At 71.9% G+C, this 19466-nt stretch carries 21 protein-coding genes; 9 read left to right on the top strand and 12 right to left on the bottom strand.

The genetic code is table 11. The features are described 5' to 3' along the window. Nucleotides 1-198: 198 nt before the first annotated feature. Together IW256_RS35970 and IW256_RS35965 are read right to left on the bottom strand one after the other, a co-directional pair. On the bottom strand, nucleotides 199-645 hold the full coding sequence (locus IW256_RS35970) for a Zn-ribbon domain-containing OB-fold protein (protein WP_197015193.1): 447 nt from the start codon (nucleotides 643-645) through the stop codon (nucleotides 199-201). Continuing rightward, entirely contained in the window at nucleotides 642-1811 is a 1170-nt protein-coding gene (locus IW256_RS35965; protein ID WP_197015192.1) for a thiolase domain-containing protein, read from the bottom strand. The genes IW256_RS35970 and IW256_RS35965 overlap by 4 nt, the downstream gene beginning before the upstream one ends. A gap of 97 nt (nucleotides 1812-1908) precedes the next feature. On the opposite strand from IW256_RS35965, the gene IW256_RS35960 reads away from it, so the two are divergent. Continuing rightward, nucleotides 1909-2637, top strand: a complete 729-nt coding sequence (locus IW256_RS35960) for an SDR family NAD(P)-dependent oxidoreductase (RefSeq protein ID WP_197015191.1) — start codon at nucleotides 1909-1911, stop codon at nucleotides 2635-2637. Between the two features lie 84 nt (nucleotides 2638-2721). On the opposite strand, the gene IW256_RS35955 is transcribed toward IW256_RS35960, so the two are convergent. Further along, the gene (locus IW256_RS35955) at nucleotides 2722-3564 is read right to left on the bottom strand and encodes an LLM class F420-dependent oxidoreductase (RefSeq protein WP_197015190.1); all 843 of its coding nucleotides are present in this window, start codon (nucleotides 3562-3564) and stop codon (nucleotides 2722-2724) included. An 80-nt stretch (nucleotides 3565-3644) separates the two neighbouring features. Here IW256_RS35955 and IW256_RS35950 point away from each other — a divergent pair, with 80 nt between their 5' ends. Both IW256_RS35950 and IW256_RS35945 read left to right on the top strand, forming a co-directional pair. After that, a complete protein-coding gene (locus IW256_RS35950; RefSeq protein WP_197015189.1) occupies nucleotides 3645-4109 on the top strand; it encodes a nuclear transport factor 2 family protein in 465 nt (154 codons plus the stop codon). Next, nucleotides 4106-4732 (top strand): cysteine hydrolase family protein, encoded by a 627-nt coding sequence (locus IW256_RS35945; RefSeq protein WP_197015188.1) that lies wholly within the window; start codon nucleotides 4106-4108, stop codon nucleotides 4730-4732. Before IW256_RS35950 ends, IW256_RS35945 begins: the two co-directional genes overlap by 4 nt. A 3-nt stretch (nucleotides 4733-4735) precedes the next feature. Here IW256_RS35945 and IW256_RS35940 read toward each other — a convergent pair whose 3' ends face one another. Genes IW256_RS35940 through IW256_RS35930 form a run of 3 tightly spaced genes read right to left on the bottom strand, consistent with a single transcriptional unit; the run spans nucleotide 4736 to nucleotide 7025 of the window. Further along, nucleotides 4736-5416 carry a GntR family transcriptional regulator gene (locus IW256_RS35940; protein WP_197015187.1) on the bottom strand — a complete coding sequence of 227 codons (681 nt, stop codon included), beginning with the start codon at nucleotides 5414-5416 and terminating at the stop codon, nucleotides 4736-4738. A gap of 29 nt (nucleotides 5417-5445) precedes the next feature. After that, nucleotides 5446-6612 (bottom strand): thiolase, encoded by a 1167-nt coding sequence (locus IW256_RS35935; protein WP_197015186.1) that lies wholly within the window; start codon nucleotides 6610-6612, stop codon nucleotides 5446-5448. Next, entirely contained in the window at nucleotides 6609-7025 is a 417-nt protein-coding gene (locus IW256_RS35930; protein ID WP_197015185.1) for a Zn-ribbon domain-containing OB-fold protein, read from the bottom strand. Before IW256_RS35930 ends, IW256_RS35935 begins: the two co-directional genes overlap by 4 nt. Nucleotides 7026-7130: 105 nt before the next feature. On the opposite strand from IW256_RS35930, the gene IW256_RS35925 reads away from it, so the two are divergent. The 4 genes from IW256_RS35925 to IW256_RS35910 are packed head-to-tail and all read left to right on the top strand — an operon-like array spanning nucleotide 7131 to nucleotide 11276. Then, nucleotides 7131-8303 (top strand): CaiB/BaiF CoA transferase family protein, encoded by a 1173-nt coding sequence (locus tag IW256_RS35925; protein WP_231404067.1) that lies wholly within the window; start codon nucleotides 7131-7133, stop codon nucleotides 8301-8303. Nucleotides 8304-8314: 11 nt separating this feature from the next. Beyond that, nucleotides 8315-9448, top strand: coding sequence for an acyl-CoA dehydrogenase family protein (locus IW256_RS35920; RefSeq protein ID WP_197015183.1), 1134 nt, complete (start codon nucleotides 8315-8317; stop codon nucleotides 9446-9448). After that, complete coding sequence (locus IW256_RS35915; RefSeq protein WP_197015182.1) at nucleotides 9445-10500, top strand: acyl-CoA dehydrogenase family protein; 1056 nt, start codon at nucleotides 9445-9447, stop codon at nucleotides 10498-10500. The genes IW256_RS35920 and IW256_RS35915 overlap by 4 nt, the downstream gene beginning before the upstream one ends. Beyond that, nucleotides 10497-11276, top strand: coding sequence for an enoyl-CoA hydratase/isomerase family protein (locus IW256_RS35910; RefSeq protein WP_197015181.1), 780 nt, complete (start codon nucleotides 10497-10499; stop codon nucleotides 11274-11276). Before IW256_RS35915 ends, IW256_RS35910 begins: the two co-directional genes overlap by 4 nt. A 5-nt stretch (nucleotides 11277-11281) precedes the next feature. On the opposite strand, the gene IW256_RS35905 is transcribed toward IW256_RS35910, so the two are convergent. Then, nucleotides 11282-11764: a MaoC family dehydratase gene (locus IW256_RS35905; protein WP_269217975.1), complete on the bottom strand. Its 483-nt coding sequence runs from the start codon at nucleotides 11762-11764 to the stop codon at nucleotides 11282-11284. Nucleotides 11765-11779: 15 nt separating this feature from the next. Here IW256_RS35905 and IW256_RS35900 point away from each other — a divergent pair, with 15 nt between their 5' ends. Further along, nucleotides 11780-12649 (top strand): SDR family NAD(P)-dependent oxidoreductase, encoded by an 870-nt coding sequence (locus tag IW256_RS35900; protein ID WP_197015180.1) that lies wholly within the window; start codon nucleotides 11780-11782, stop codon nucleotides 12647-12649. Between the two features lie 21 nt (nucleotides 12650-12670). Here IW256_RS35900 and IW256_RS35895 read toward each other — a convergent pair whose 3' ends face one another. From IW256_RS35895 to IW256_RS35875, 5 genes are all read right to left on the bottom strand, one after another. Next, complete coding sequence (locus tag IW256_RS35895; RefSeq protein WP_197015179.1) at nucleotides 12671-13420, bottom strand: FadR/GntR family transcriptional regulator; 750 nt, start codon at nucleotides 13418-13420, stop codon at nucleotides 12671-12673. A 155-nt stretch (nucleotides 13421-13575) separates the two neighbouring features. Next, nucleotides 13576-14724, bottom strand: coding sequence for an acyl-CoA dehydrogenase family protein (locus IW256_RS35890; RefSeq protein WP_197015178.1), 1149 nt, complete (start codon nucleotides 14722-14724; stop codon nucleotides 13576-13578). 38 nt (nucleotides 14725-14762) lie between these two features. Then, nucleotides 14763-15974 carry an acyl-CoA dehydrogenase family protein gene (locus IW256_RS35885; RefSeq protein WP_197015177.1) on the bottom strand — a complete coding sequence of 404 codons (1212 nt, stop codon included), beginning with the start codon at nucleotides 15972-15974 and terminating at the stop codon, nucleotides 14763-14765. A gap of 80 nt (nucleotides 15975-16054) precedes the next feature. Further along, on the bottom strand, nucleotides 16055-17854 hold the full coding sequence (locus tag IW256_RS35880) for an acyl-CoA dehydrogenase (protein ID WP_197015176.1): 1800 nt from the start codon (nucleotides 17852-17854) through the stop codon (nucleotides 16055-16057). A 45-nt stretch (nucleotides 17855-17899) separates the two neighbouring features. After that, nucleotides 17900-18664, bottom strand: a complete 765-nt coding sequence (locus IW256_RS35875; protein WP_307829303.1) for an SDR family oxidoreductase — start codon at nucleotides 18662-18664, stop codon at nucleotides 17900-17902. Nucleotides 18665-18861: 197 nt separating this feature from the next. Here IW256_RS35875 and IW256_RS35870 point away from each other — a divergent pair, with 197 nt between their 5' ends. Next, nucleotides 18862-19464, top strand: coding sequence for a TetR/AcrR family transcriptional regulator (locus IW256_RS35870; protein ID WP_197015175.1), 603 nt, complete (start codon nucleotides 18862-18864; stop codon nucleotides 19462-19464). Nucleotides 19465-19466 lie beyond the last annotated feature (2 nt).

Here is a 19466-nt window from a genome sequence, read left to right as displayed (position 1 = left end):
CGACGAATGTAAGGTGCCTCACATTTCGCTAAGTAGTATCATACTTAGCATGGTTAGCCGAGTAGTCGCCCGAAGATTTTTCGACCACCCGTGGCCTGCGGCGATGCCGGCGGCGCCGGGCGGGCCGGGCCGGAAGGCGGCACCCGCGGCCCGGCCGACCGAGGCCGGCCGGGCTCGTACCGGCTGGGACGGCCCGTCCTAGGAGGCCCCGGCCTCCGGCTCCCGTACGGGGACGAATCGCAGCACGGGCAGGTCCTCGGGCTCGGCGCGCTCGAACACGGCGGCCACCCGCAGGCCGACGGCCAGGTCCCCGGCCGGGCAGTCGACGATGTTGGCCTGCACCGTGACCCCGGCGTCGAGCGTGACCAGCGCCAGGACGAACGGCACCGCCGAGGCCCAGGCGCCCCCGGCCCGGCGGACGACGGAGTAGGTGTCCACGGTGCCGCGCCCGTCCGAAGCGCTCCACCGCAGGTCGTCACCGCCGCACCGCGGGCAGAAGCCGCGCGGGTACCAGAAGGGCCGCCCGCACGGCTCGCAGTGCGGGAGCACCAGCTCACCGCGCTCCGCCGCGTCCCAGTAGGGCCTCGTCTCGGGATCGACCTCGGGCGAGGGGGTCGGCAGTCCGGCCGCGTAGTACTCGCTCATGTGGTGCGCTCCAGGATGACGGTCGAGCTGTAGTGGTTGGCGCCCAGGCGGAACCCGGTGCCGGAGGCGAGCGCGAGCCGGCAGCCCGGCACCTGGACGGCGGGATGCGCCTCACCGCGCAGCTGCCGCACCGCCTCGATGACCTTGGTCATGCCCCCGCGGTTCCCTGGGTGGTTGCTGGACAGGCCACCGCCGTCGGTGTTGACCGCCAGCCGCCCCGAGCCGCTGACCAGGCCGCCGTCCTCCACGAACCGCCCGCCCTCGCCCCGTCCGCAGAACCCGAGGTCCTCCAGCGCCAGGAGCACGGTGATCGTGAAGGAGTCGTAGAGGGAGGCGTAGTCGATGTCGGACGGGCCGACGCCCGCCTCGGCGTAGGCCAGCTCCCCGGAACGCCGGTTCGCCGAGTACGTCAGGTCCACCTCGCCGGCGAACGAGGTCTTGTGGCTCTCCCCGTGGCCGCGCAGCACCGCACCGGCCCGCCCGAGCGACGCGGCGACGTCGGGGTGCACGACCACGAGGGCGCCTCCCCCGTCGGTGACCACGCAGCAGTCGAGACGGTGGAGCGGGTCGGCGATGAGCGGCGAGCCGAGGACGTCGTCGACGGTCACGGCGCCGGTGAGGAAGGCGTCCGGGTTGTGCGCCGCGTGCCGGGAGGAGGCGACCTTCACCCAGGCGAGCTGCTCCGGCGTGGTGCCGAACTCGTGCATGTGCCGCCGCGCGACCAGCGCGTAGTCGGCGACCGGGCCGTAGCCTCCCCGGTACCCGTTCACCTGGAACGCCACGGCGGGCGAGGGGGTCTCCGGCGGCGCCTGCGGCCGGCGGTGGCTGGGCAGCCCGGCCAGGGAGATGACCGCGACACGGCACTTGCCCGCGGCGATCGCCGCCGCCGCGTGCCCGAGGTAGGCGATGTAGCTGGCGCCGCCCATCTCGCCGGACTCCGTGTACGCGCACTGGAGACCGAGGTACTGCATCAGGTCGATCGCACCGTAGCCCGGAGCCGAGGAGTCGCAGAAGAAGCCGTCGACGTCCTGGGGACCGAGCCCGGCGTCGGCCAGCGCTCCCGCGACGACCTCGCGATGGACCCGGGCGAGCGTGTGGTCCGGGAGGCGGCGTCCCGGATGTTCGTAGGCGCCGACGATCACGGCCGCCCCGTTCAGGCTGGGCATCGATCCCCCATCGGTCGGACGATGTTGTATCGTTCGTTTTCTTATTACTATAGGCATAAAAGTGCGAGATGAGCGGTCTCGCCACGAAGGAGAGCTCATGGGGCGGTTCAGCGGACGGGTCGCGCTCATCACCGGTGGGGCGAGCGGGATCGGCGCGGCCACCGCGCGCCGCGTCGTCGGCGAGGGCGGGTCCGTCGTGATCGCCGACATCCAGGACGCGCTCGGCGCCGAACTCGCCGGAAGCCTCGGCGAACGGGCCGCCTTCGTCCATCTCGACGTCACCGACGAGCAGTCCTGGGCGGCGGCCGTCGCGGCCACCACCGAGCGCTTCGGCCGGCTCGACGTCCTCGTGAACAACGCGGGCGCGGGCCACTACGAGACGATCGAGAAGACCACGACCGAGACGTGGGACCGCGTCATCGCGGTCAGCCAGACGAGCGTCTTCCTCGGCCAGCGGGCCGCGAGCGAGGCGCTGAAGGCCACCGGGAACGGCGCCGTCGTCAACGTCAGCTCGGTCTACGGGATCATCGGAGGCATCGGGAGCAGCCCCGCCTACCACGCGGCCAAGGGCGCCGTCCGGATCCTCACCAAGAACACCGCCGTGGCCTGGTGGCCCGAGGGCGTGCGCGTCAACTCGGTGCACCCGGGCTTCATCGACACCCCGCTGCTCAAGAAGAGGCGCGAGCAGATCATGGCGGCGACGCCCTCCGGCCGGCTCGGCACCGCCGAGGAGGTCGCCGCGGTCATCACGTTCCTCGCCAGCGACGAGGCCTCGTTCGTCACCGGAGCGGAGTTCGTGGTCGACGGAGGCCACACGGCGGCCTGAGCGGGACACCGGCACCGCGATCCCCGGCACCGTGATGCCGGCATGAGCGGGCCGCTCCGGGGGCGGCCCGCTCATGCCGGGGGCTCAGGCGACCAGGTCGACGAGGGGCGCCAGTCCGTCGAGGACGCGCTCCAGTTCGGACCGGCCCGACGGCGGAATGTTGATCACCAGGCGCTCGACGCCCAGCTTCGCGTAGTGCTCGACGAGGCCCGGCTCGCCGCGGTGGTCGAACGCGTGCAGCCGGATCCCGTCCGGATCGCGGCCGGCGTCCTCGAAGGCCCGCCGCAGGTCGGGCAGCCCCTCCATGATCGTGCGTGGGCCGATCGGCGCCCATCCGTCGGCGTACTCGGCGATGTGGCGGAAGAGCTTGGGACCGGCGGCGCCGCCGATGACCACCGGCGGCCCGGGCCGCTGCACCGGCTTGGGCCACAGGTAGGAGGGGCCGAAGCTGACGTACTTCCCCTCGAAGGAGGCCAGTTCCTCGGTCCAGAGCCGGCGGACCGCGAGCATCTTCTCCCGCGCGACCTCGCGCCGCTCCTTGAAGACGACGCCGTGGTCCTCGATCTCGTCGGCGTTCCACCCGAAGCCCATGCCGAACACCAGGCGGCCCTCGGCCACCAGGTCCAGGCTCGCGACGGCCTTGGCGAGGTGGATCGGATCGTGCTGCGGTACGACCGTGATGCCGGTGCCGACCGTCAGCCGGGGGGCGGCGGTCGCCGCGGCGGCCAGGCCGACGAACATGTCGTGGGTGCGGTAGTACTCCGGCGGAAGCTCCCCGCCCCTCGGATACGGCGTCCTCCGCGTCGCGGGGATGTGGCTGTGCTCGGGCAGGAACATCGCCTCGAAGCCCCGCTCCTCGATCAGGCGGGCCAGCGGCGCGGGCTGAACCGTCTGATCGGTGGAGAACATCATGATGCCGATGTGCATGGTCACCTCATTGCCAAGCAGAATTATGCGTAATAGTATCATAAATACTCTACTTAGCGCCGACCGTACGAGGAGCCGCGATGCTCGCCCCCGAGGTGATCGCCCGTGAGGAGATCCGCGACCTGCTGATCGAGTACGTTCAGTGCGCCGACGGCGGGAGGACCGGCCGCATGCTCGAACTGTTCGCCGAGGACGCGGTCATGGAGGCCACCGGCGACCCCGCGTGCCACGGGCGGGACGAGATCCGGGCGTACTTCGAGAACGCCGGGCGCAGCATCCGCCGGCACATGGCGACGCCCGCGCTGCGGCACCACCTGTCGAGCGTCCGCATCGAGCTGACCTCGCCGGCCGAGGCACGGACCACGGCCTACTTCCTGGCCGTCACCGAGATCGGCCCGGACCACTGGGGCCGCTACCGCGACACGTTGCGCAGGACCGGGGACTCCTGGCAGATCACCCGCCGGCTGCTGCAGCTGGAGGGGCGCACCCCGGGCGGGTGGCTGGACCGCCACGAGGCGGCCCGCGCAACCGGGGGGCGGGCATGAGCCTCGACCGCCGGCTGGGCACCGGACGGACCCCCGTCCTGCTCATCTCCGAGTGCCAGAACGGGCTGATCGACCCGGAGTACGCGACCACCATGGCCGAGCTGGCCCGGCAGGCGGCGGAACGCGACATCGTCTCGAAGATCGCCCGCCTCGCCGGCTCCTTCCGGTCGGCCGGGCTCCCGGTGGCCCACGCGACCATCGAACCGGCGGCCGACTGGGCCGGCTTCGACCTGTCGTCGCCCCTGGCCGTGCACACGCGGCGCCGGGACGAGTTCAAGGAGGGCACGCCGCTCCCGCTGATCCATCCAGGTCTCCGGCCGGAGGAAGGCGACCTGCTGTTCCCGCGGCGGACCGGGATGACGTCGTTCTTCCGCAGCGGTCTCGGCGCCGCCCTGCGCGAACGGGGCGTCGACACCGTGGTGCTGGTGGGCATCTCGACCAACGTCGCGATCCCCGGCACGACCGTCGAGGCGGTGAACCGCGGCCTCTCCGTGGTCGTCGCCGAGGACGCCACGGCGGGGACCTCCGAGGAGGTTCAGCGGTTCACGTTCACGCACGTCCTGCCGGCGCTCGCGACGATCTCGACCACCGAGGAGGTCATCGCGGCGATCGGGCGGCGCTGAGGTTCAGCCGCCGGCACGGCGGCCGAGCACCCGCGACATCGAGATCTCCGTCTCGCCGCGGTGCTCGGTGCTGACGGCGACCAGCGCCTCATGGTCACGGCGCCGTACCGCGTCGATGATGGACGCGTGATCCTCGATCACGCGTCCATGCGCGCCCTCGCCATGGATGTAGATGGACCGGTAGAACTCCGACAGCGTCCAGAGCCGGCCCACCTCGCGCCGGACGAGCCGCAGCGGGGAACGGTCGAAGATCGCGAAGTGGAAGCGCTCGTTGGCGAGCCGGTACTCGTCGAAGGAGACCACCGGGTCGAGCCGCGCCATCTCACCGTTGACGCGCTCCAGCAGCTCGACGTCGACCGTGGCGAGGTCCACCGAACGCAGCAGCTCGCTCTCGAGCAGGTTGCGCATCAGGTAGATCTCGACGAGATCGTCCACGGTCGGGCGCACCACCGTGAACCCGGTGTTGGCGCGGGACTCCATGAGCCCCTCCGAACGCAGGGCCGCCAGGGCCTCGCGGACCGGCACCCGGCTGACCCCCAGCCGGGCGGCGATCTCCCCCTGGTTCACCTTCTGGCCGGGCAGGAGCCGCCCGGTCAGCACGAGCCGGCGGATCTGGGCCAGGCAGGATCCGCCGGCGCGGTCGAGACCGTCCTCTCCCACCGCCGGCGAGGCGGGCGTGGTCATGTCCACCGCTCCTCTCAAAGCACCGAGGCTCACAGCACCGAGGCGTCGCCCAGCAACGCGGTCACCTGGCTCGACAGCATGCCTCCGTTGCCGTGCACCAGGGCGACATGGGCGTCCGCGACCTGCCGGTCGCCCGCCTCGCCGCGCAGCTGCCGCGCCGCCTCGATCAGCAGGAAGATCCCGTACATACCAGGATGACAGTAGGACAGGCCGCCGCCGTTGGTGTTCACCGGGAGATGCCCGCCGGGGGCGATCCCTCCCCCGGAGACGAAGTCGCCCGCCGCCCCCTTCTCGCAGAATCCGAGGTCCTCCAGGAAGAGCAGCACGTTGATCGTGAAGGCGTCGTACAGCTGCACCACGTCGACGTCCGCCGGCCGGAGCCCGGCCAGCTCGAACGCCCTGGGACCGGTCTCCGAGGCGGCGGTCACCGTCAGGTCGGGCATCTGGGAGATGTTCATGTGCCACTGGGCCTCGGCGCCGCCGAGGTAGTAGACGGGCGGCCGGCGCAGGTCCCGGGCGCGCTCGGCCGAGGTGACCACGACGGCACCGCCCCCGTCGGTCACCAGGCAGCAGTCGCGCACCGTCAGCGGCGAGGAGACCATCCGCGATCCGAGCACGTCGTCGATGGTCAGGTCGTCACGGGCGAACGCCACCGGGTTCAGCCGGGCCCAGCGCCTCGCGGCGACCGCCACCTCGGCGAGGTGCTCCCGCGTGGTGCCGAACTCGTGGAAGTGGCGCGCCGCGGCGAGCGCGTACGCCGAGACGGGAAGGCGGGGCCGGAACGGCGTCTCGTAGGAGGGGAGGAACGACCGTCCCGACGAGACGAGGCCGCCGGAGGCGGAACGCTGGGTGCTGCCGTACGCGATCAGCGCGACCTCGCAGAGGCCGGCGTCGATGGCCGCCGCCGCGTGGCGCAGATGGGCGACGAACGAGCTGCCGCCCGTCGCCGTGCTGTCACTGTGGCGGGGACGGATGCCGAGGTGCTCGGCCATGACGACGGTCGGCATCGGGAAGAAGGCGGAGTGACCGAACAGGCCGTCGACGTCGCCGGTCGTCAGCCCGGCGTCGTCCAGCGCGCGCCCGGCGGCCTGGGCCACCAGATCCAGCGCCGTCACGTCGGGGCCGACCTCGCCCAGGTCCGACTCGGCGACGCCGACGATCGCCGTGCCGCCCCTCAGCCGCCGCTCGTCGTTCATCGTGCCTCCTCGTCGGGGCCGAACACCGGGATGACGGTGTCGTCACTCTGGTCGAACCGCAGGGTGACCCGGTCACCGATGCGCACGTCCGACGCCGGGACGCCGACGATGTCGGTCATCATCCGGTATCCCTCGGCGAGGTCGACGAGCGCGACGCAGTAGGGCTCGCCTCCGCGCGGCTCGATCGTCGTGGCCGAGTACACCACGGCGCGCCCCGAGGAACGGCGCCAGCCGAGCTCGGGCCCGCCGCAGTGCGGGCACCGGGACCGCGGCGGGAACACCGCGTTCCCGCAGGCCCCGCAGGCCTGGAACGCGAGGACCTCGCGGTCGAGCCAGGACTGGTACACCGCGTGGGGCGCGGTCGCCGCCCCCGGGCCGGTGTCGAGGGCGGCACCGGGCAGGTCTGTCGCCATGCCACTCCTTCTCGGTCTCGGAGCTCCCGGTCTCGGAGGCTGCGTTGACGAATGAATTCATTTAAGAATACATTCCTGACCTACCCTCGTAGCAAGGTGGGCATGATGACGACAGCCGGCGAACCCGCCAGTGGACCGCTCCACGGAATCCGCGTCCTCGACCTGACCCGCGTGGTGATGGGCCCCCTGGCCACGCAGATCCTGGCCGACCAGGGCGCCGACGTCGTGGCCGTCGAGCCCGCCGGCGGCGACACCAACCGCGTCATGGGCCCGGGACCGCATCCCCAGCTGTCGGGGATCTCCCTCAACCTGATGCGCAACAAGCGCTCCGCCGTCATCGACCTGAAGTCCGAGGCCGGGCGCGCGGCCGTGCGCCGCCTGGTCGAGACCTCCGACGTGGTGGTCTCCACGATGCGGCCGGGGGCGCTGGCCCGGCTGGGGCTGGACTACCCCTCGGTCCGCGCGATGCGCGAGGACATCGTGTACTGCCAGGCGCAGGGCTTCGCGCTCGGCAGCCCGCGCGCGGACGAGCCGGCCTACGACGACATCGTCCAGGCCGCGACCGGCGTCTCGGACATCATGCTGCGGATCTGGGGATCCCCGGCCCTGATGCCGACGATCTTCGCGGACAAGGTGTGCGGGCTGGTGATGGCCCAGGCCATCACCGCGGCGCTGGTCGAGCGGGAGCGCACCGGGCGGGGGCGGCACGTCGAGGTTCCGATGACCCGGGCCATGACGGCCTTCATGCTCACCGAGCACGGCGCCGGGGCGATCAGCCGGCCGCCCGTCGCCCCGCCGGGCGGGCCGGCGACCGGCTACCCCCGCGTCCTGTCGCCGGAGCGCCGGCCCCACCCGACGAAGGACGGCTGGGTCCATCTCCTGCCCTACCACCCGGAGCACTACGTGGCCCTCTTCACCGACGCCGGCGTCCAGGGCGCCGCCGACGACCCCCGGTACGCCGACCTGCGCGCCACGATCCTCAACTCCGACTCCCTCTACAGGGACGTCCGGCGCATCACCCCGAGCCGTACGACCGCCGAGTGGCTGGAGTACTGCCGGAAGGCCGGGATCCCGGCCACCCGGGTCGCCTCCCTCCAGGACCTGGTCGACGAGCTGGAGATCGCCGAGCACCCCGCCGTGGGCGGCTACCGCGTGATCCCGAGCATGGCCACGTTCCACGGCACGGAGCCGGAGCTGCGTCACCACGCGCCGCTGATCGGCCAGGACACCGACGACGTGCTGGCCGAGCTCGGTCTCGACCCGGCGGACCACCACTGATGGGAGCGACCATGAAGAGCCTGGTCCCGACCACGCTGAGAAGCGAGGAACGGGCCCTCCAGCGGGAGGTCCGCGCCTTCCTCGACGAACGGCTGCCCCCGGGCGCCCACCCCCTCGGGCTGGGGATGTCCGGCGAGGTCGACCCGGAGTTCTCCCGGGACCTCGCCGCCCGGGGCTGGGTCGGCATGGCCCTCCCCCGCGAGTACGGCGGCGGGGGACGCACGGCGGTCGAGCGCCAGATCGTCGTCGAGGAACTGCTGGCCCGGGGCGCGCCCGTGGGCTACCACTGGGTCGCCGATCGCCAGTCCGGCCCGAGCATCGCGCGCAACGGCACCGAGGAGCAGCGCCGCCGGCTGCTGCCCGGGATCGCCCGCGGCGAGCTGTCCTTCGCCATCGGGATGAGCGAGCCGGACTCCGGTTCCGACCTCGCGTCCGTACGCGCCAGGGCGGTGCGCCACCGCGACGGCTGGCTGATCAACGGCACCAAGATCTGGACCTCCGGCGCCGCGACGGCCACGCACGTCCTCGGGCTGTTCCGCACCTCGGAGGACCGTCGCGGCGGGCTGACGCAGTTCATCGTGGAAGGCGACGCCGCCGGGCTGACGATCTCCCCCATCCCGTTCATCGACGGCACGGGCCACTTCTGCGAGCTCTCCTTCGACGACGTGTACGTGCCCGACACCGCCCGGCTCGGCGACGTGGGCGCCGGCTGGGGCCAGAACACCGGCGAGCTCGCCCTGGAACGCGGCGGGGTCGACCGGTGGATGTCGCTCATGCCCGTCCTGGAGGCGTGGGCCCGGTCGCCGGAGGTCCGCGACTCGCCCGTGGCCCAGGTCGATCTCGGCCGCGTCGTCTCGCGCCTGTGGGCCTTCCGCGGCATGAGCCTGTCGATCGCCAGGCTCGTCGACGCCGGCGAGTCACCGGTCGCCGAGGCGGCCCTCGTCAAGGAGATGGCCACCCGCTTCGAGCAGGAGTCGGTGGAGATCGTCCGGCGGCACTTCGGCAGGACCCCCGACCTCGGCTCCGACGATCCGTGGGAGTCACTGCTCGCCCGCGCCATCCTCGTCTCCCCGTCCTGGACGATCCGGGGCGGGACGACCGAGATCCTCCGTTCGGTGATCGCGAAGGGGCTGGTGTCCCGATGACCGCATCCTCCGTCTCCGGCGTCCTGGCCGGCTTCTTCGAGTCGGCCTGGCCCTCCGACGCGGTGCCGGCCGAACCGGAGGGCCTCGACCGCGCCGGATGGGCCTCCCTGGCGGAACTCGGGCTCCACCTCGTCGACATCGGGGAGGATCACGGCGGATCCGGCGGCGACCTCGCCGACCTGGTCCAGATCGCCGTCCTGTGCGGCCGCCACGCGGCCGACCTGCCGGTCGTCGAGAGCCATCTGGCCGCCTGGGCCCTGGCCCGGTCCGGCCTGGAGATCGACCCCGCGCACGCGTACTCGGTGCCGTTCGGGCCCGCCGACGTCACCGTCGACACCACCGCCGACGGCACCGGCGACGGCACCGGCCGCGCGAGCGGGGTCCTCCGCGACGTCCCGTGGGGCGGCACGGTCGACCGGGTGGTGGCCGTCACCGCCGATGGCCGGCTCATCGTCGTGGACCCGGCGCACGTCCGGGTGACGTCCGGGCATGACCTCGCCGGCCAGCCCCGCGACCGGCTCCTGCTCGACGGCGCCCCCGTCACCCTCGCCTCCTCCGCCGTCCCGGCGGACGACCTGGTGCTGCGCGCCGCGGTCCTGCGCGTGTCCCAGATGGCGGGCGCCATGCAGGTCATCGCGGAGATGACCCGGCGCTACACCGGCGAGCGTTTCCAGTTCGGCAAGCCGATCGGCACGTTCCAGGCCGTTCAGGCCCATCTCGTGGAGATCCAGCAGATGGCGGTCATGACCACCGCGCTGGCCGAACGGCTCGCCGTCCAGCCGGACCTCAGGGCGTTCGACGTGATGGCCGCCAAGCTCGTCGCCAACGAGAACGCCATGGCCGCGGCCCGTGCCGCGCACCAGGCGCACGGGGCGATCGGGATGACGCGGGAGTACCGGCTCCACCTGCTGACCCGGCGGCTCCACGGCTGGCGGGGCGACGCCGGCGACACGCTGCCGCTGGCCGCGCGGCTCGGGGCGGCGACGGCGGCGTCGCCCTCGTTCGCCGCCGCCGTACTCGACGACGACCACAGACCGGAGGTCCGGCCATGACCGACACCACCTCACCCGACCTCAACGTGCGCCACGACGGCGCCGTCGCCGTCCTGGAGATCGACCGGCCCCCGGCGAACTACTTCGACCGTGCCCTGATCTCCGCGCTCGCCGACGCCCTGGAGGGGCTGGAGTCCGACGGGCGCACCCGGGCCGCGGTGCTCTGCTCGTCGGGCAAGCACTTCTGCGCCGGAGCGAACTTCGCCTCGCTGCCCGACGGCGATGACCGGACGGCCGAGTCCCGCCGCCTCTACGCCGAGGCGCTGCGCCTGTTCCACGTACGGATTCCCGTCATCGCCGCGGTGCAGGGGGCGGCCATCGGCGGGGGGCTGGGGCTGGCGTGCGCCGCGGACTTCCGGGTGGCGACCCCGGACTCGGTGTTCCAGGCGAACTTCGCCCGGCTGGGCTTCCACCAGGGTTTCGGCCTCTCGGTCACGCTGCCGCGCATCGTCGGTCCTCAGAAGGCGCTCGACCTGCTGAGCACCGCGCGCCGCGTCCGGGGAGAGGAGGCTGCCGTGATCGGCCTCGCGGACAGGGTCGTCCCCGCCGGCACCGAGCGGGACGCGGCCCTCGCCTGGGCCGCGGAGATCGCCGCCCTCGCGCCGCTGGCGGTCCGCTCGATCCGTGCGACGCTGCGCTCGGACCTGCCCGGCGCCGTCGGGCAGGCCTTGGAGCGCGAGGTCACCGAGCAGGCGCGGCTCTGGGAGACCGAGGACGGCCGCGAGGGCGTCGCGGCCGGCCTCGAACGTCGCGAGCCCCGGTTCACCGGGCGCTGAGCGGCTCAGGGCAGCGCGAGGACGATGAACTCACCGGCCATGGCGGGACGCTCCGAGCCTTCCAGCTCGATGACGAGCTCCAGCCGGTACTGGACGCCCTCGCCGCGCGGGGCCGCGCCGGTCAGGCGACCGCGCATCCGGATCCGGGAGCCCTCGGCGACGGGGCTGATGAAGCGCACCCTGTCGATGCCGTAGTTGACCCCGCTGCCGCGGCCGGTGACGTCGAGGATCTCGCCCAGCAGCTGGGGCACCATCGAGAGGGTCAGGTATCCGTGCGCGATCGTCCTGCCGAACGGCCCGGCGGCGGCGCGCTCCACGTCGACGTGGATCCACTGGTGGTCGCCGGTCGCCCGGGCGAAGCCGTCGATCCGGTCCTGGTCGATCGTCATCCAGGGGCCCGGCCCCAGCTCCCGCCCGACGGCGTCCTCCAGGTCCCGCATGGCGATGGTCGTCCGGGCGGAGTGCGCCCCTCTAGTTTCTATTGTCATAATTATCATTATTGCGTGAGTCTGCACGCGCCGCCAGCGACGGAGGGCAGGAAGATGAGCCAGGACGTGACGCGACTCGACGGCAGGACGGCCCTCGTGACCGGCGCCGCCGCGGGGATCGGCGCCGGGATCGCCACGGCGCTGGCGCGCCGGGGCGCCGCCGTGGTGCTGGTCGACAACGACGAGACGGCCTTGGACCGCACCGTGGCCGGCCTGGCCGAGGAGGGCCGCACGGCGCTCGGAGCCGCCGCCGACGTCCGCGAGCGCGCCTGCGTGGAGGTGATGCGCGGCGCGGTGGAAGAGCTGTCGGGCGGGCGGCTCGACGTGCTGGTCAACAACGTCGGCGACCATCGCCCCTGGGGCCCGTTCAGCCAGACCGGCGAGGAGGACTGGAGCGCCGTCTACCAGCTGAACTTCGAGCACGTCCTGCGGGTGACCCGCGCGTTCCTCCCGGCGATGATCGAGCGGCGCGGCGGGTCGATCATCAACGTCTCTTCGGTGGAGGGGCTCAGGGGCGTGCCCAACTGCGCTGTGTACGCCGCGCTCAAGGCGGCCGTGCTGAACTTCACCGCCGGCCTGGCGACCGAGGTGGGGCAGTACGGGGTACGGGTCAACGCCATCGCGCCCGACGTGACCGACACCCCCCAGTTCCCCCTGCACCGGCTCATCGGCCCCGAGTACCAGGACCAGATCCCGCGCTGGGTCCCGCTGGGCCGGTTCGGCACCCCCGAGGACCACGGGGACGTGGCGGCGTTCCTCGCCTCGGACGCCGCGCGGTGGGTGACCGGTCAGACGATCAAGGTCGACGGCGGAACGATGGCCTCGCCGGGCTGGCTCCGCCGCGACGAGCACCGGTTCACCAACGTTCCCCGGAACTTCATCTGAGAGCGCGGACGGGCGCGGAACTCACTCGGGCCACTGGATCTTGGAGGTGAGGGCGGCGGGGTACTTCCCGGCGACGAAGCGGCGTCCCGCGTTGAGGTGCTGGTGCATCGCCTCGGCCGCGGCGTCCGCGTCGCCCAGTTCCAGAACGTCCACGATCTTGGTGTGGGCGCGGACGATTTCCTCGAACTCCTTGCGGGTGTAGGGCACACCACTGGAGGCGCCGTCGCCAATGACCTTCAGAGCGTTGACGAACATGCTGATGATATGACTTTCGGCGGCATCGGCGACCCCGGAGTGGAAACGGGCGTTCTGTTTCCAGAACTCCTGGGGATCGTCAAAGCTGTTCGACATGATCTCGATCGAGTCGCGCAGATCGGCGATTTGCCCGGGCTGAATCCGCTCGGCCGCCAGCCGGGCCATCATCGGTTCAAGGGCCAGCCGGGCATCGGAGACGTCCGCGAGGGTGAACTGCTGGAACTGCAGCATCAAGGCCAGGTGCTCGGCGAACTCGGCCGACCTCGGACGGCGAACGGTGGGCCCTCCGCCCGGTCCCGTCCTGATGGCGATGAGCCCCCAGACCTCGAGCAGGCGAAGTGCCTCGCGCAGCGTCGCACGCCCGACCTGGAGCTGAGCGAGCATCGCACTCTCGTGAGGGAGCCGTGCCCCTTCCTCGAACTCGCCCTCGATGATCGATGTGGCGAGATGGCGGGCCAGCCTCTCGGAGGCCTTGGGAGTGCGCTGTCTGAACGCAGGCATCGCGACGTTCTTCACCCCCTAATTATATGCATGAATCGACGACTCATGTCCCTCCCTTGCGCAGATCGTGCCGAGACCGTCACAGACGTGACCTTCATCGCAAATTGATCCGTAGATCATCGCGGGTTCGTCCCGGGTCCCGGGGCGATCAGGCGGGCCCTTGCCTGCGATCATCCGGGCAGTGCGGAGCCGGAGGCGCCCTGCGGCGGGCCCGGGAGTACAGCGTCCGCGATCGCTCGCCGATGGTCGCGCGGAGAACCGAACATCAATTCCGATGATTTGGCCCGCTTGAAGTGCAGGTGCGCGAAGTGCTCCCACGTGAACCCGATCCCGCCGAAGATCTGGATCGCGTCCGCCGCGGTCCGGAAGTACGACTCGGTGGCATGGACCTTCACGACCGAGGCCAGGAGAGCGAGGTCCTCGCCCCCCTCGGCGGCCACCCTGGCGCCGTGCCGCACGGCCGCGGTCGCGCTCTCCAGCCGCGTCTGCATCTCGGCGCACCGGTGCTTGACCGCCTGGAAGGAACCGATCGGGCGGCCGAACTGGTGGCGCACCTTGGCGTAGTCGACGGTCTCCTGGACGCACCGCGCCGCGCCGCCGACGGCTTCGGCGGCCAGCGCCAGCGCCGCGAGCGTCCGCACCCCGCCGAGCACATCGGCCGCCCCGCCCTCGGCGCCGACGAGCCGGGCGCGCACGCCGGTCATCTCCAGGCGTGCGAGCCGCCGGGTCTGGTCCATGGTCTCGACCTGCCGGCGGGCGAGCCCGTCCTCCGACCGCAGCGCGAACAGCGAACGCCCCGCGTCCGTGTCGGCCTCGACCAGCACCAGGTCCGCGCTCGCTCCGTCGACGACCCGGTCGGCCGTCCCGCTGACGGCCCAGCCGTCGGCGATGCGGCGCGCGACCGGCGCCGGCGCGCCGAACCGGTCACGGCCGCCGCCGGCGAAGGCCAGGGTCGCGGTGATCTCACCGGCCGCGATGGCCGGCAGGTACTCCTTGCCCGCCGTCCCGTCGCCGCTGAGCACCAGGGCGTTGGCCGCCAGGACCACCGTGGCCAGGTACGGGCCGCCGTAGAGGGCACGCCCCATCTCCTCCAGCACCAGCGTGGCCTCGATCTGCGTGGACCCGGACCCGCCCACCTCCTCGGGGAGGGTGAGGCCGGCCACACCGAGCTGCTGCGCCAGCTGCCGCCACACCCGCGCCTCCTCCTCGGTGCGCGCCTCCATGGACGCGCGTACGGAGGACTCGGGCCACTTGGACCGGAAGAACTGGCGAAGGCTCTCCCGATAGGCGTGCTGGGCGTCGTCGAGTGTGGAGTCCATGGTTTCCTTCGATCGTGTGGCCGGCCCGGGTGAGCGATTCATTTGGGCAGGCCGAGCAGCTTCTCGCCGATAATCGTCTTCTGGATCTCCGAGGTGCCGGCATAGATCGTGCCGGACCGGGAGACCATGGCGGTCGTGATCCACGACGCGCTGTCGTTGGGCGCTCCCACATCGTCGGTCTGGAACATCGTGACGTTCGTCGGCCGGCGCCCCTGAACCACCAGGGACTCCACGTCGAGAACATCGAGCGCGAGTTCGGTGACCTTCTGGTGGTATTCGCTCCAATAGAGCTTGGAAACGGCGGCGTCCGGGCCCGGCGGATGGCCCTGCAGGAACCGCGCGAGGGAGGCCATCCCCATGAAGCGCATGACCTCGACACCGATGTACGCGTCGGCCAGTCTGTCGCGGAGCACCGGGTCCTCGGCGGCGCCGTTCTCCCGCGCCAGGTCAAGGAGCCGGTCGAGTTCGATCCGGAACATGATGGGCAGGATCGCGGCGGCCTCCCCGCGTTCGTAGCCCAGCAGGGTCATCGCGACTTTCCAGCCGCCGTCGACCTCGCCCACGACATTCTCCCGCGGGCAGCGCGCGTCGGTGAAGAACACCTCGTTGAAATCGGAGTCGCCGGCCATGTTCCGGATCGGCCGGACCTCGACACCCGGCTGGTCCATCGGCACCAGGAGCAGGGAAATGCCCCGGTGCGCCGGGGCGTCCTGATCGGTGCGCACCAGAACGAAGATCCAGTTGGCGAGCTGCCCGCCCGACGTCCAGATCTTCTGCCCATTGATGACCCATTCGTCACCGTCGATCTCGGCGCGCGCCGACAGGCCGGCCAGGTCGGAGCCCGCGCCCGGCTCGGAATAGCCCTGGCACCAGCGGTCCTCACCCGAGAGAATGCGCGGCAGGAAATGCCGCTTCTGCTCCTCGGTCCCCCAATGCAGCAGCGTGTTGCCGATCATCACGATGCTGAAGACGTCGTTCTGGACACCGGTCGGGACACCGACCCGGGCGAACTCCTCGGCGAGCACCACCTGCTCCAGCGGCGTCAGCCCGGCGCCCCCGTACTCGGCCGGCCACGACGGGGCGAGGAAGCCGTGCTCGAAGAGCGTGGCGCGCCAACGCTCGGCGAAGGCGTCGGCCGCGGCGGCGTCCAGGGTGCCGACGCCCCGCCAGCCGGCGGGCAGTTCGGCGGCGAGGAACTCCCGGACCCGCGCGCGGAACCCCTCCGCGCCGGGAGCATCAGAACTGTTCATAGTAACTATGATAATAGAATGAGGAATCGAATGCGACCCCCGGAAGCCCCTGACCTGCCACTCGTTCCGGGGAACGGGACTCAGCCCAGCACGGCCGGGTCGAGGTCGAGCGTCGTGCGGTCCCGCGCCGCGAGCAGGTCGAACTGCGGCGAGGTCTTCGGCAGCTCGTAGAGGAAGAAGTAGCGGGCGGCGGCCCGCTTGCCCTCGGCGAACGCGTCGTTCCCTGACACCGCCAGCAGCTGCTCCAGCCAGATCCATGCCACGACGACGTGTCCCGCGGCTTCGAGATAGACGCTCGCGTTGGCCAGCGCCACGGCGGGATCACCGTCCGCCCAGAGGACGCCCGTCACCTCGGCGAGGCGGTCGATGGCGGGGTCCAGCAGCCCGGCGTACGCCGCCGCCTCGCCACCGGCCGCCCGCGCGCGGCCGGTCGTCGCGCGCAGCGTCTCCACCAGCAGCCGCAGCCCGGCACCCGACCCGGCGACGACCTTGCGTCCCAGCAGGTCGAGACCCTGGACGCCGTGCGTCCCCTCGTGGATGGGGTTGAGCCGGTTGTCCCGGTAGAACTGCTCGACCGCGTAGTCCCGGGTGTAGCCGTACCCGCCGTGGACCTGGATGGCGAGGTCGTTGGCGGTGAGGCACCACTGCGACGGCCACGACTTCGCGATCGGGGTCAGGACCTCCAGGAGGTCGTGGGCCCGCCTCCGCGCGGCCTCGTCACCCGACGCCCGATCGTCGATGAGCCGGGCACAGTAGAGGCTGAGCGCGAGACCGCCTTCGACGTACGCCTTCTGGGCGAGGAGCATGCGCCGGACGTCCGGGTGATCGATGATCGGCACCATCGGGGCGGACGCGTCCTTCCCGCCGGCGGGCCTGCCCTGCGTACGCTCCCTCGCATACGCGAGAGCGTGCAGGTAGCCGGTGTAGCCGAGCGCCACGGCACCGAGGCCCACGGTGACCCGCGCCTCGTTCATCATGTGGAACATGCAGGCCAGCCCCCGGCCTTCTTCGCCGACGAGGTGACCGACCGCCCCGGCCGCCCCGCCGGGGGTCGCCTGCCCCTCCCCGAAGTTGAGCAGGGTGTTCGTCGTGCCGCGGTAGCCCATCTTGTGGTTGAGCCCCGCGAGGGCCACATCGTTGCGTTCCCCCAGCGACCCGTCCGGCCCCACGAGCACCTTGGGGACGATGAACAGCGATATGCCCTTGACCCCGGCCGGGGCGTCCGGCGTGCGCGCGAGCACCAGGTGGACGATGTTCTCGCTCAGTCCGTGGTCGCCGCCGGAGATCCACATCTTCGTCCCGAAGAGGCGGTACGTGCCGTCGTCCTGGGGCACCGCCCGGGTCGTGATGTCGCCCAGGGACGACCCTGCCTGGGGCTCCGACAGGCACATCGTCCCGTACCAGCGGCCCTCGATGATCGGACGCGCGAAACGCTCGATCTGGTCCGCGGTGCCATGGGCGACGAGGAGGTTCGCGCCGGCCGACGCGAGCAGCGGATAGGCCGAGGCGCCGACGCTCGCCGCCTGGAAGTAGGCGAAGGCGGCCTGGGCCACGGTGAACGGCACCCGCATGCCACCGAACTCGGGGCCGAACGTCGCGGACGGCATGCCGGAATCGGTGTACGCGCGCAGCGCCTCGGCGAGCCCGGCCGGGTGAACGACCCGCCCGTCCGGGCCGATCCGCGGCTCCTCGGCGTCGAGCAGCTTGTTGATCGGGGCGAAACGCTCGGCCGCGATCTCCCCGGCCAGGTCGAGCATCGCGTCGAAGGTGTCCCGGGAATGCTCGGCGAAGGGCGCGCGTGCCGCGAGCCCCTCGGTGCCGAGCCATTCGTAGAGGAGGAAGTCGAGGTCCCGGCGGGACAGGAGCTGAGAGGAGGTCATGGTGATCCCTTCGTCCCTTCGTTCCGATGAGCGTCCATCGCCGGATCACTCGGCGGCGACAAGGGAGACCCCTCCGTCGGCGACCACCAGCTGGCCGGTGATCCAGCCGGCCGCGCCGGACAGGAGGAACGCGACGATCCCGGCGATGTCATCGGGCTCGCCGAGGCGGCGGAGGGGGTACGCCGCGGCGACCTCGTCCTCGCGTCCGGCGTAGAGCGGGGTCGCGAACTCCGTCGTCACGATGCCCGGGGCCACGGCGTTGACGCGGACCCGCGGGGCGAGTTCGACGGCGAGGGACTGCGTGATGTGGACGAGCATGGCCTTGCCGGCGCCGTACATCGCGAGGCCCTTCGCGGGCCGCAACCCCGCGATCGAGGACACGTTGACGACGGCTCCGCCGTGCTCGCCCATCCACGCGTGATACGCCTGCCGCGTCCACGCCAGAGCCGCGAGCACGTTGACCTCGACGATCCTGCGTGCCGCGGCGAGGTCCACCTCCAGCAGCGGCCCGTAGGCGGGGTTGACGGCCGCGTTGTTGACCAGCAGGTCGACGCCGCCGAACCGCTCGATCGCGCGCGCGACGGCGTCCGCCTGGTGGTCGGGATCGTCGGCGCGCCCGGCGACGCCGAGCACCCGGTCGGCGCCGAGCGACGCGACGGCCCGGCGCAGGCCGTCCTCCCCCCGTGCGGTGATGACGACGCGGGCGCCATCGTGGACGAGGCGGCGCGCGATCCCGAGGCCGATGCCCTTGCTCGCACCGGTGACGATCGCCGTGCGCCCGGCCAGCGGACCGGCCTGCTCGCCGCTCACGAGAGCCGCCCCGGCTCCGCGGCGCCCTGGCCGCCACCGGCGCACCCCGCCATGACCACCTTCGGCATGCTCTCCCCATTCACCTACTAATCAATCAGTAAGTTAATGCTGCCGCAGCCCCCGATCCCCCGTCAACAGCCCGGACCGCGCCCGCCCGAGGGTGATCACGCGCGCGGTGGGTCTGCCAAGATGGCTCGATGTCACCCAGGCCCAAGAACCCCGGCCGCACGGACGCGACGCGCGCCCGGCTCCTCGACGCCGCCGTCACCACGTTCGCCGAGCGCGGGTTCCACGGCTCCACGATCCGGGACATCGCCGGCGGGGCGGGCCTGTCCACCGCGGCGCTGTACGTGCATTACCGGACGAAGGAAGAGGTGCTCTACCAGATCTCCCGTGACGGGCACGAGGAGACCCTGGCGCTGGTGAGGGCCGCCATCGCGTCGGGCGGCACTCCCGGCGAGCGGCTGGAGCGGCTGTTCCGCGACTTCACCCGCTACCACGCGCAGGCGCACACCACGGCCCGCGTGATCAACTACGAGCTGGCGGGCCTCGAGGCCTCGCACCGCGCGCAGGTCCACGCCATCCGCCGGCGGATCGAGGCCGAGGTCCAGGACCTCGTACGCCAGGGCGTCGCCACCGGCGAGTTCGACGTCACCGAACCGGCGCTGACGACCACCGCGCTGCTGTCGCTCGGCATCGACATCGCGCGCTGGTACCGCGAGGGAGGGAACTGGACCCCCGACGAACTCGCCGAGCGATACGCCAAGCTCGCCCTGCGCCTCGTCGGGGCCTCCGGCTAGCG

Origin of the sequence: Actinomadura viridis, from assembly GCF_015751755.1 — a bacterium.
Taxonomy (GTDB): domain Bacteria; phylum Actinomycetota; class Actinomycetes; order Streptosporangiales; family Streptosporangiaceae; genus Spirillospora; species Spirillospora viridis.
The sequence above is the reverse complement of the archived record's forward strand: the minus strand, read 5'-3'. Positions and strand labels throughout refer to the sequence as shown.

Coding starts and splice junctions, on each gene's coding strand:
- IW256_RS35955 (WP_197015190.1), bottom strand. CDS start 3,564: ATGCACATCGGCATCATGATGTTCTCCACCGATCAGACGGTTCAGCCC.
- IW256_RS35930 (WP_197015185.1), bottom strand. CDS start 7,025: ATGGCGACAGACCTGCCCGGTGCCGCCCTCGACACCGGCCCGGGGGCG.
- IW256_RS35960 (WP_197015191.1), top strand. CDS start 1,909: ATGGGGCGGTTCAGCGGACGGGTCGCGCTCATCACCGGTGGGGCGAGC.
- IW256_RS35880 (WP_197015176.1), bottom strand. CDS start 17,854: ATGACCTCCTCTCAGCTCCTGTCCCGCCGGGACCTCGACTTCCTCCTC.
- IW256_RS35925 (WP_231404067.1), top strand. CDS start 7,131: ATGACGACAGCCGGCGAACCCGCCAGTGGACCGCTCCACGGAATCCGC.
- IW256_RS35890 (WP_197015178.1), bottom strand. CDS start 14,724: ATGGACTCCACACTCGACGACGCCCAGCACGCCTATCGGGAGAGCCTT.
- IW256_RS35870 (WP_197015175.1), top strand. CDS start 18,862: ATGTCACCCAGGCCCAAGAACCCCGGCCGCACGGACGCGACGCGCGCC.
- IW256_RS35940 (WP_197015187.1), bottom strand. CDS start 5,416: ATGACCACGCCCGCCTCGCCGGCGGTGGGAGAGGACGGTCTCGACCGC.
- IW256_RS35970 (WP_197015193.1), bottom strand. CDS start 645: ATGAGCGAGTACTACGCGGCCGGACTGCCGACCCCCTCGCCCGAGGTC.
- IW256_RS35945 (WP_197015188.1), top strand. CDS start 4,106: ATGAGCCTCGACCGCCGGCTGGGCACCGGACGGACCCCCGTCCTGCTC.
- IW256_RS35920 (WP_197015183.1), top strand. CDS start 8,315: ATGAAGAGCCTGGTCCCGACCACGCTGAGAAGCGAGGAACGGGCCCTC.
- IW256_RS35910 (WP_197015181.1), top strand. CDS start 10,497: ATGACCGACACCACCTCACCCGACCTCAACGTGCGCCACGACGGCGCC.
- IW256_RS35905 (WP_269217975.1), bottom strand. CDS start 11,764: ATGACAATAGAAACTAGAGGGGCGCACTCCGCCCGGACGACCATCGCC.
- IW256_RS35915 (WP_197015182.1), top strand. CDS start 9,445: ATGACCGCATCCTCCGTCTCCGGCGTCCTGGCCGGCTTCTTCGAGTCG.
- IW256_RS35950 (WP_197015189.1), top strand. CDS start 3,645: ATGCTCGCCCCCGAGGTGATCGCCCGTGAGGAGATCCGCGACCTGCTG.
- IW256_RS35885 (WP_197015177.1), bottom strand. CDS start 15,974: ATGAACAGTTCTGATGCTCCCGGCGCGGAGGGGTTCCGCGCGCGGGTC.
- IW256_RS35935 (WP_197015186.1), bottom strand. CDS start 6,612: ATGAACGACGAGCGGCGGCTGAGGGGCGGCACGGCGATCGTCGGCGTC.
- IW256_RS35965 (WP_197015192.1), bottom strand. CDS start 1,811: ATGCCCAGCCTGAACGGGGCGGCCGTGATCGTCGGCGCCTACGAACAT.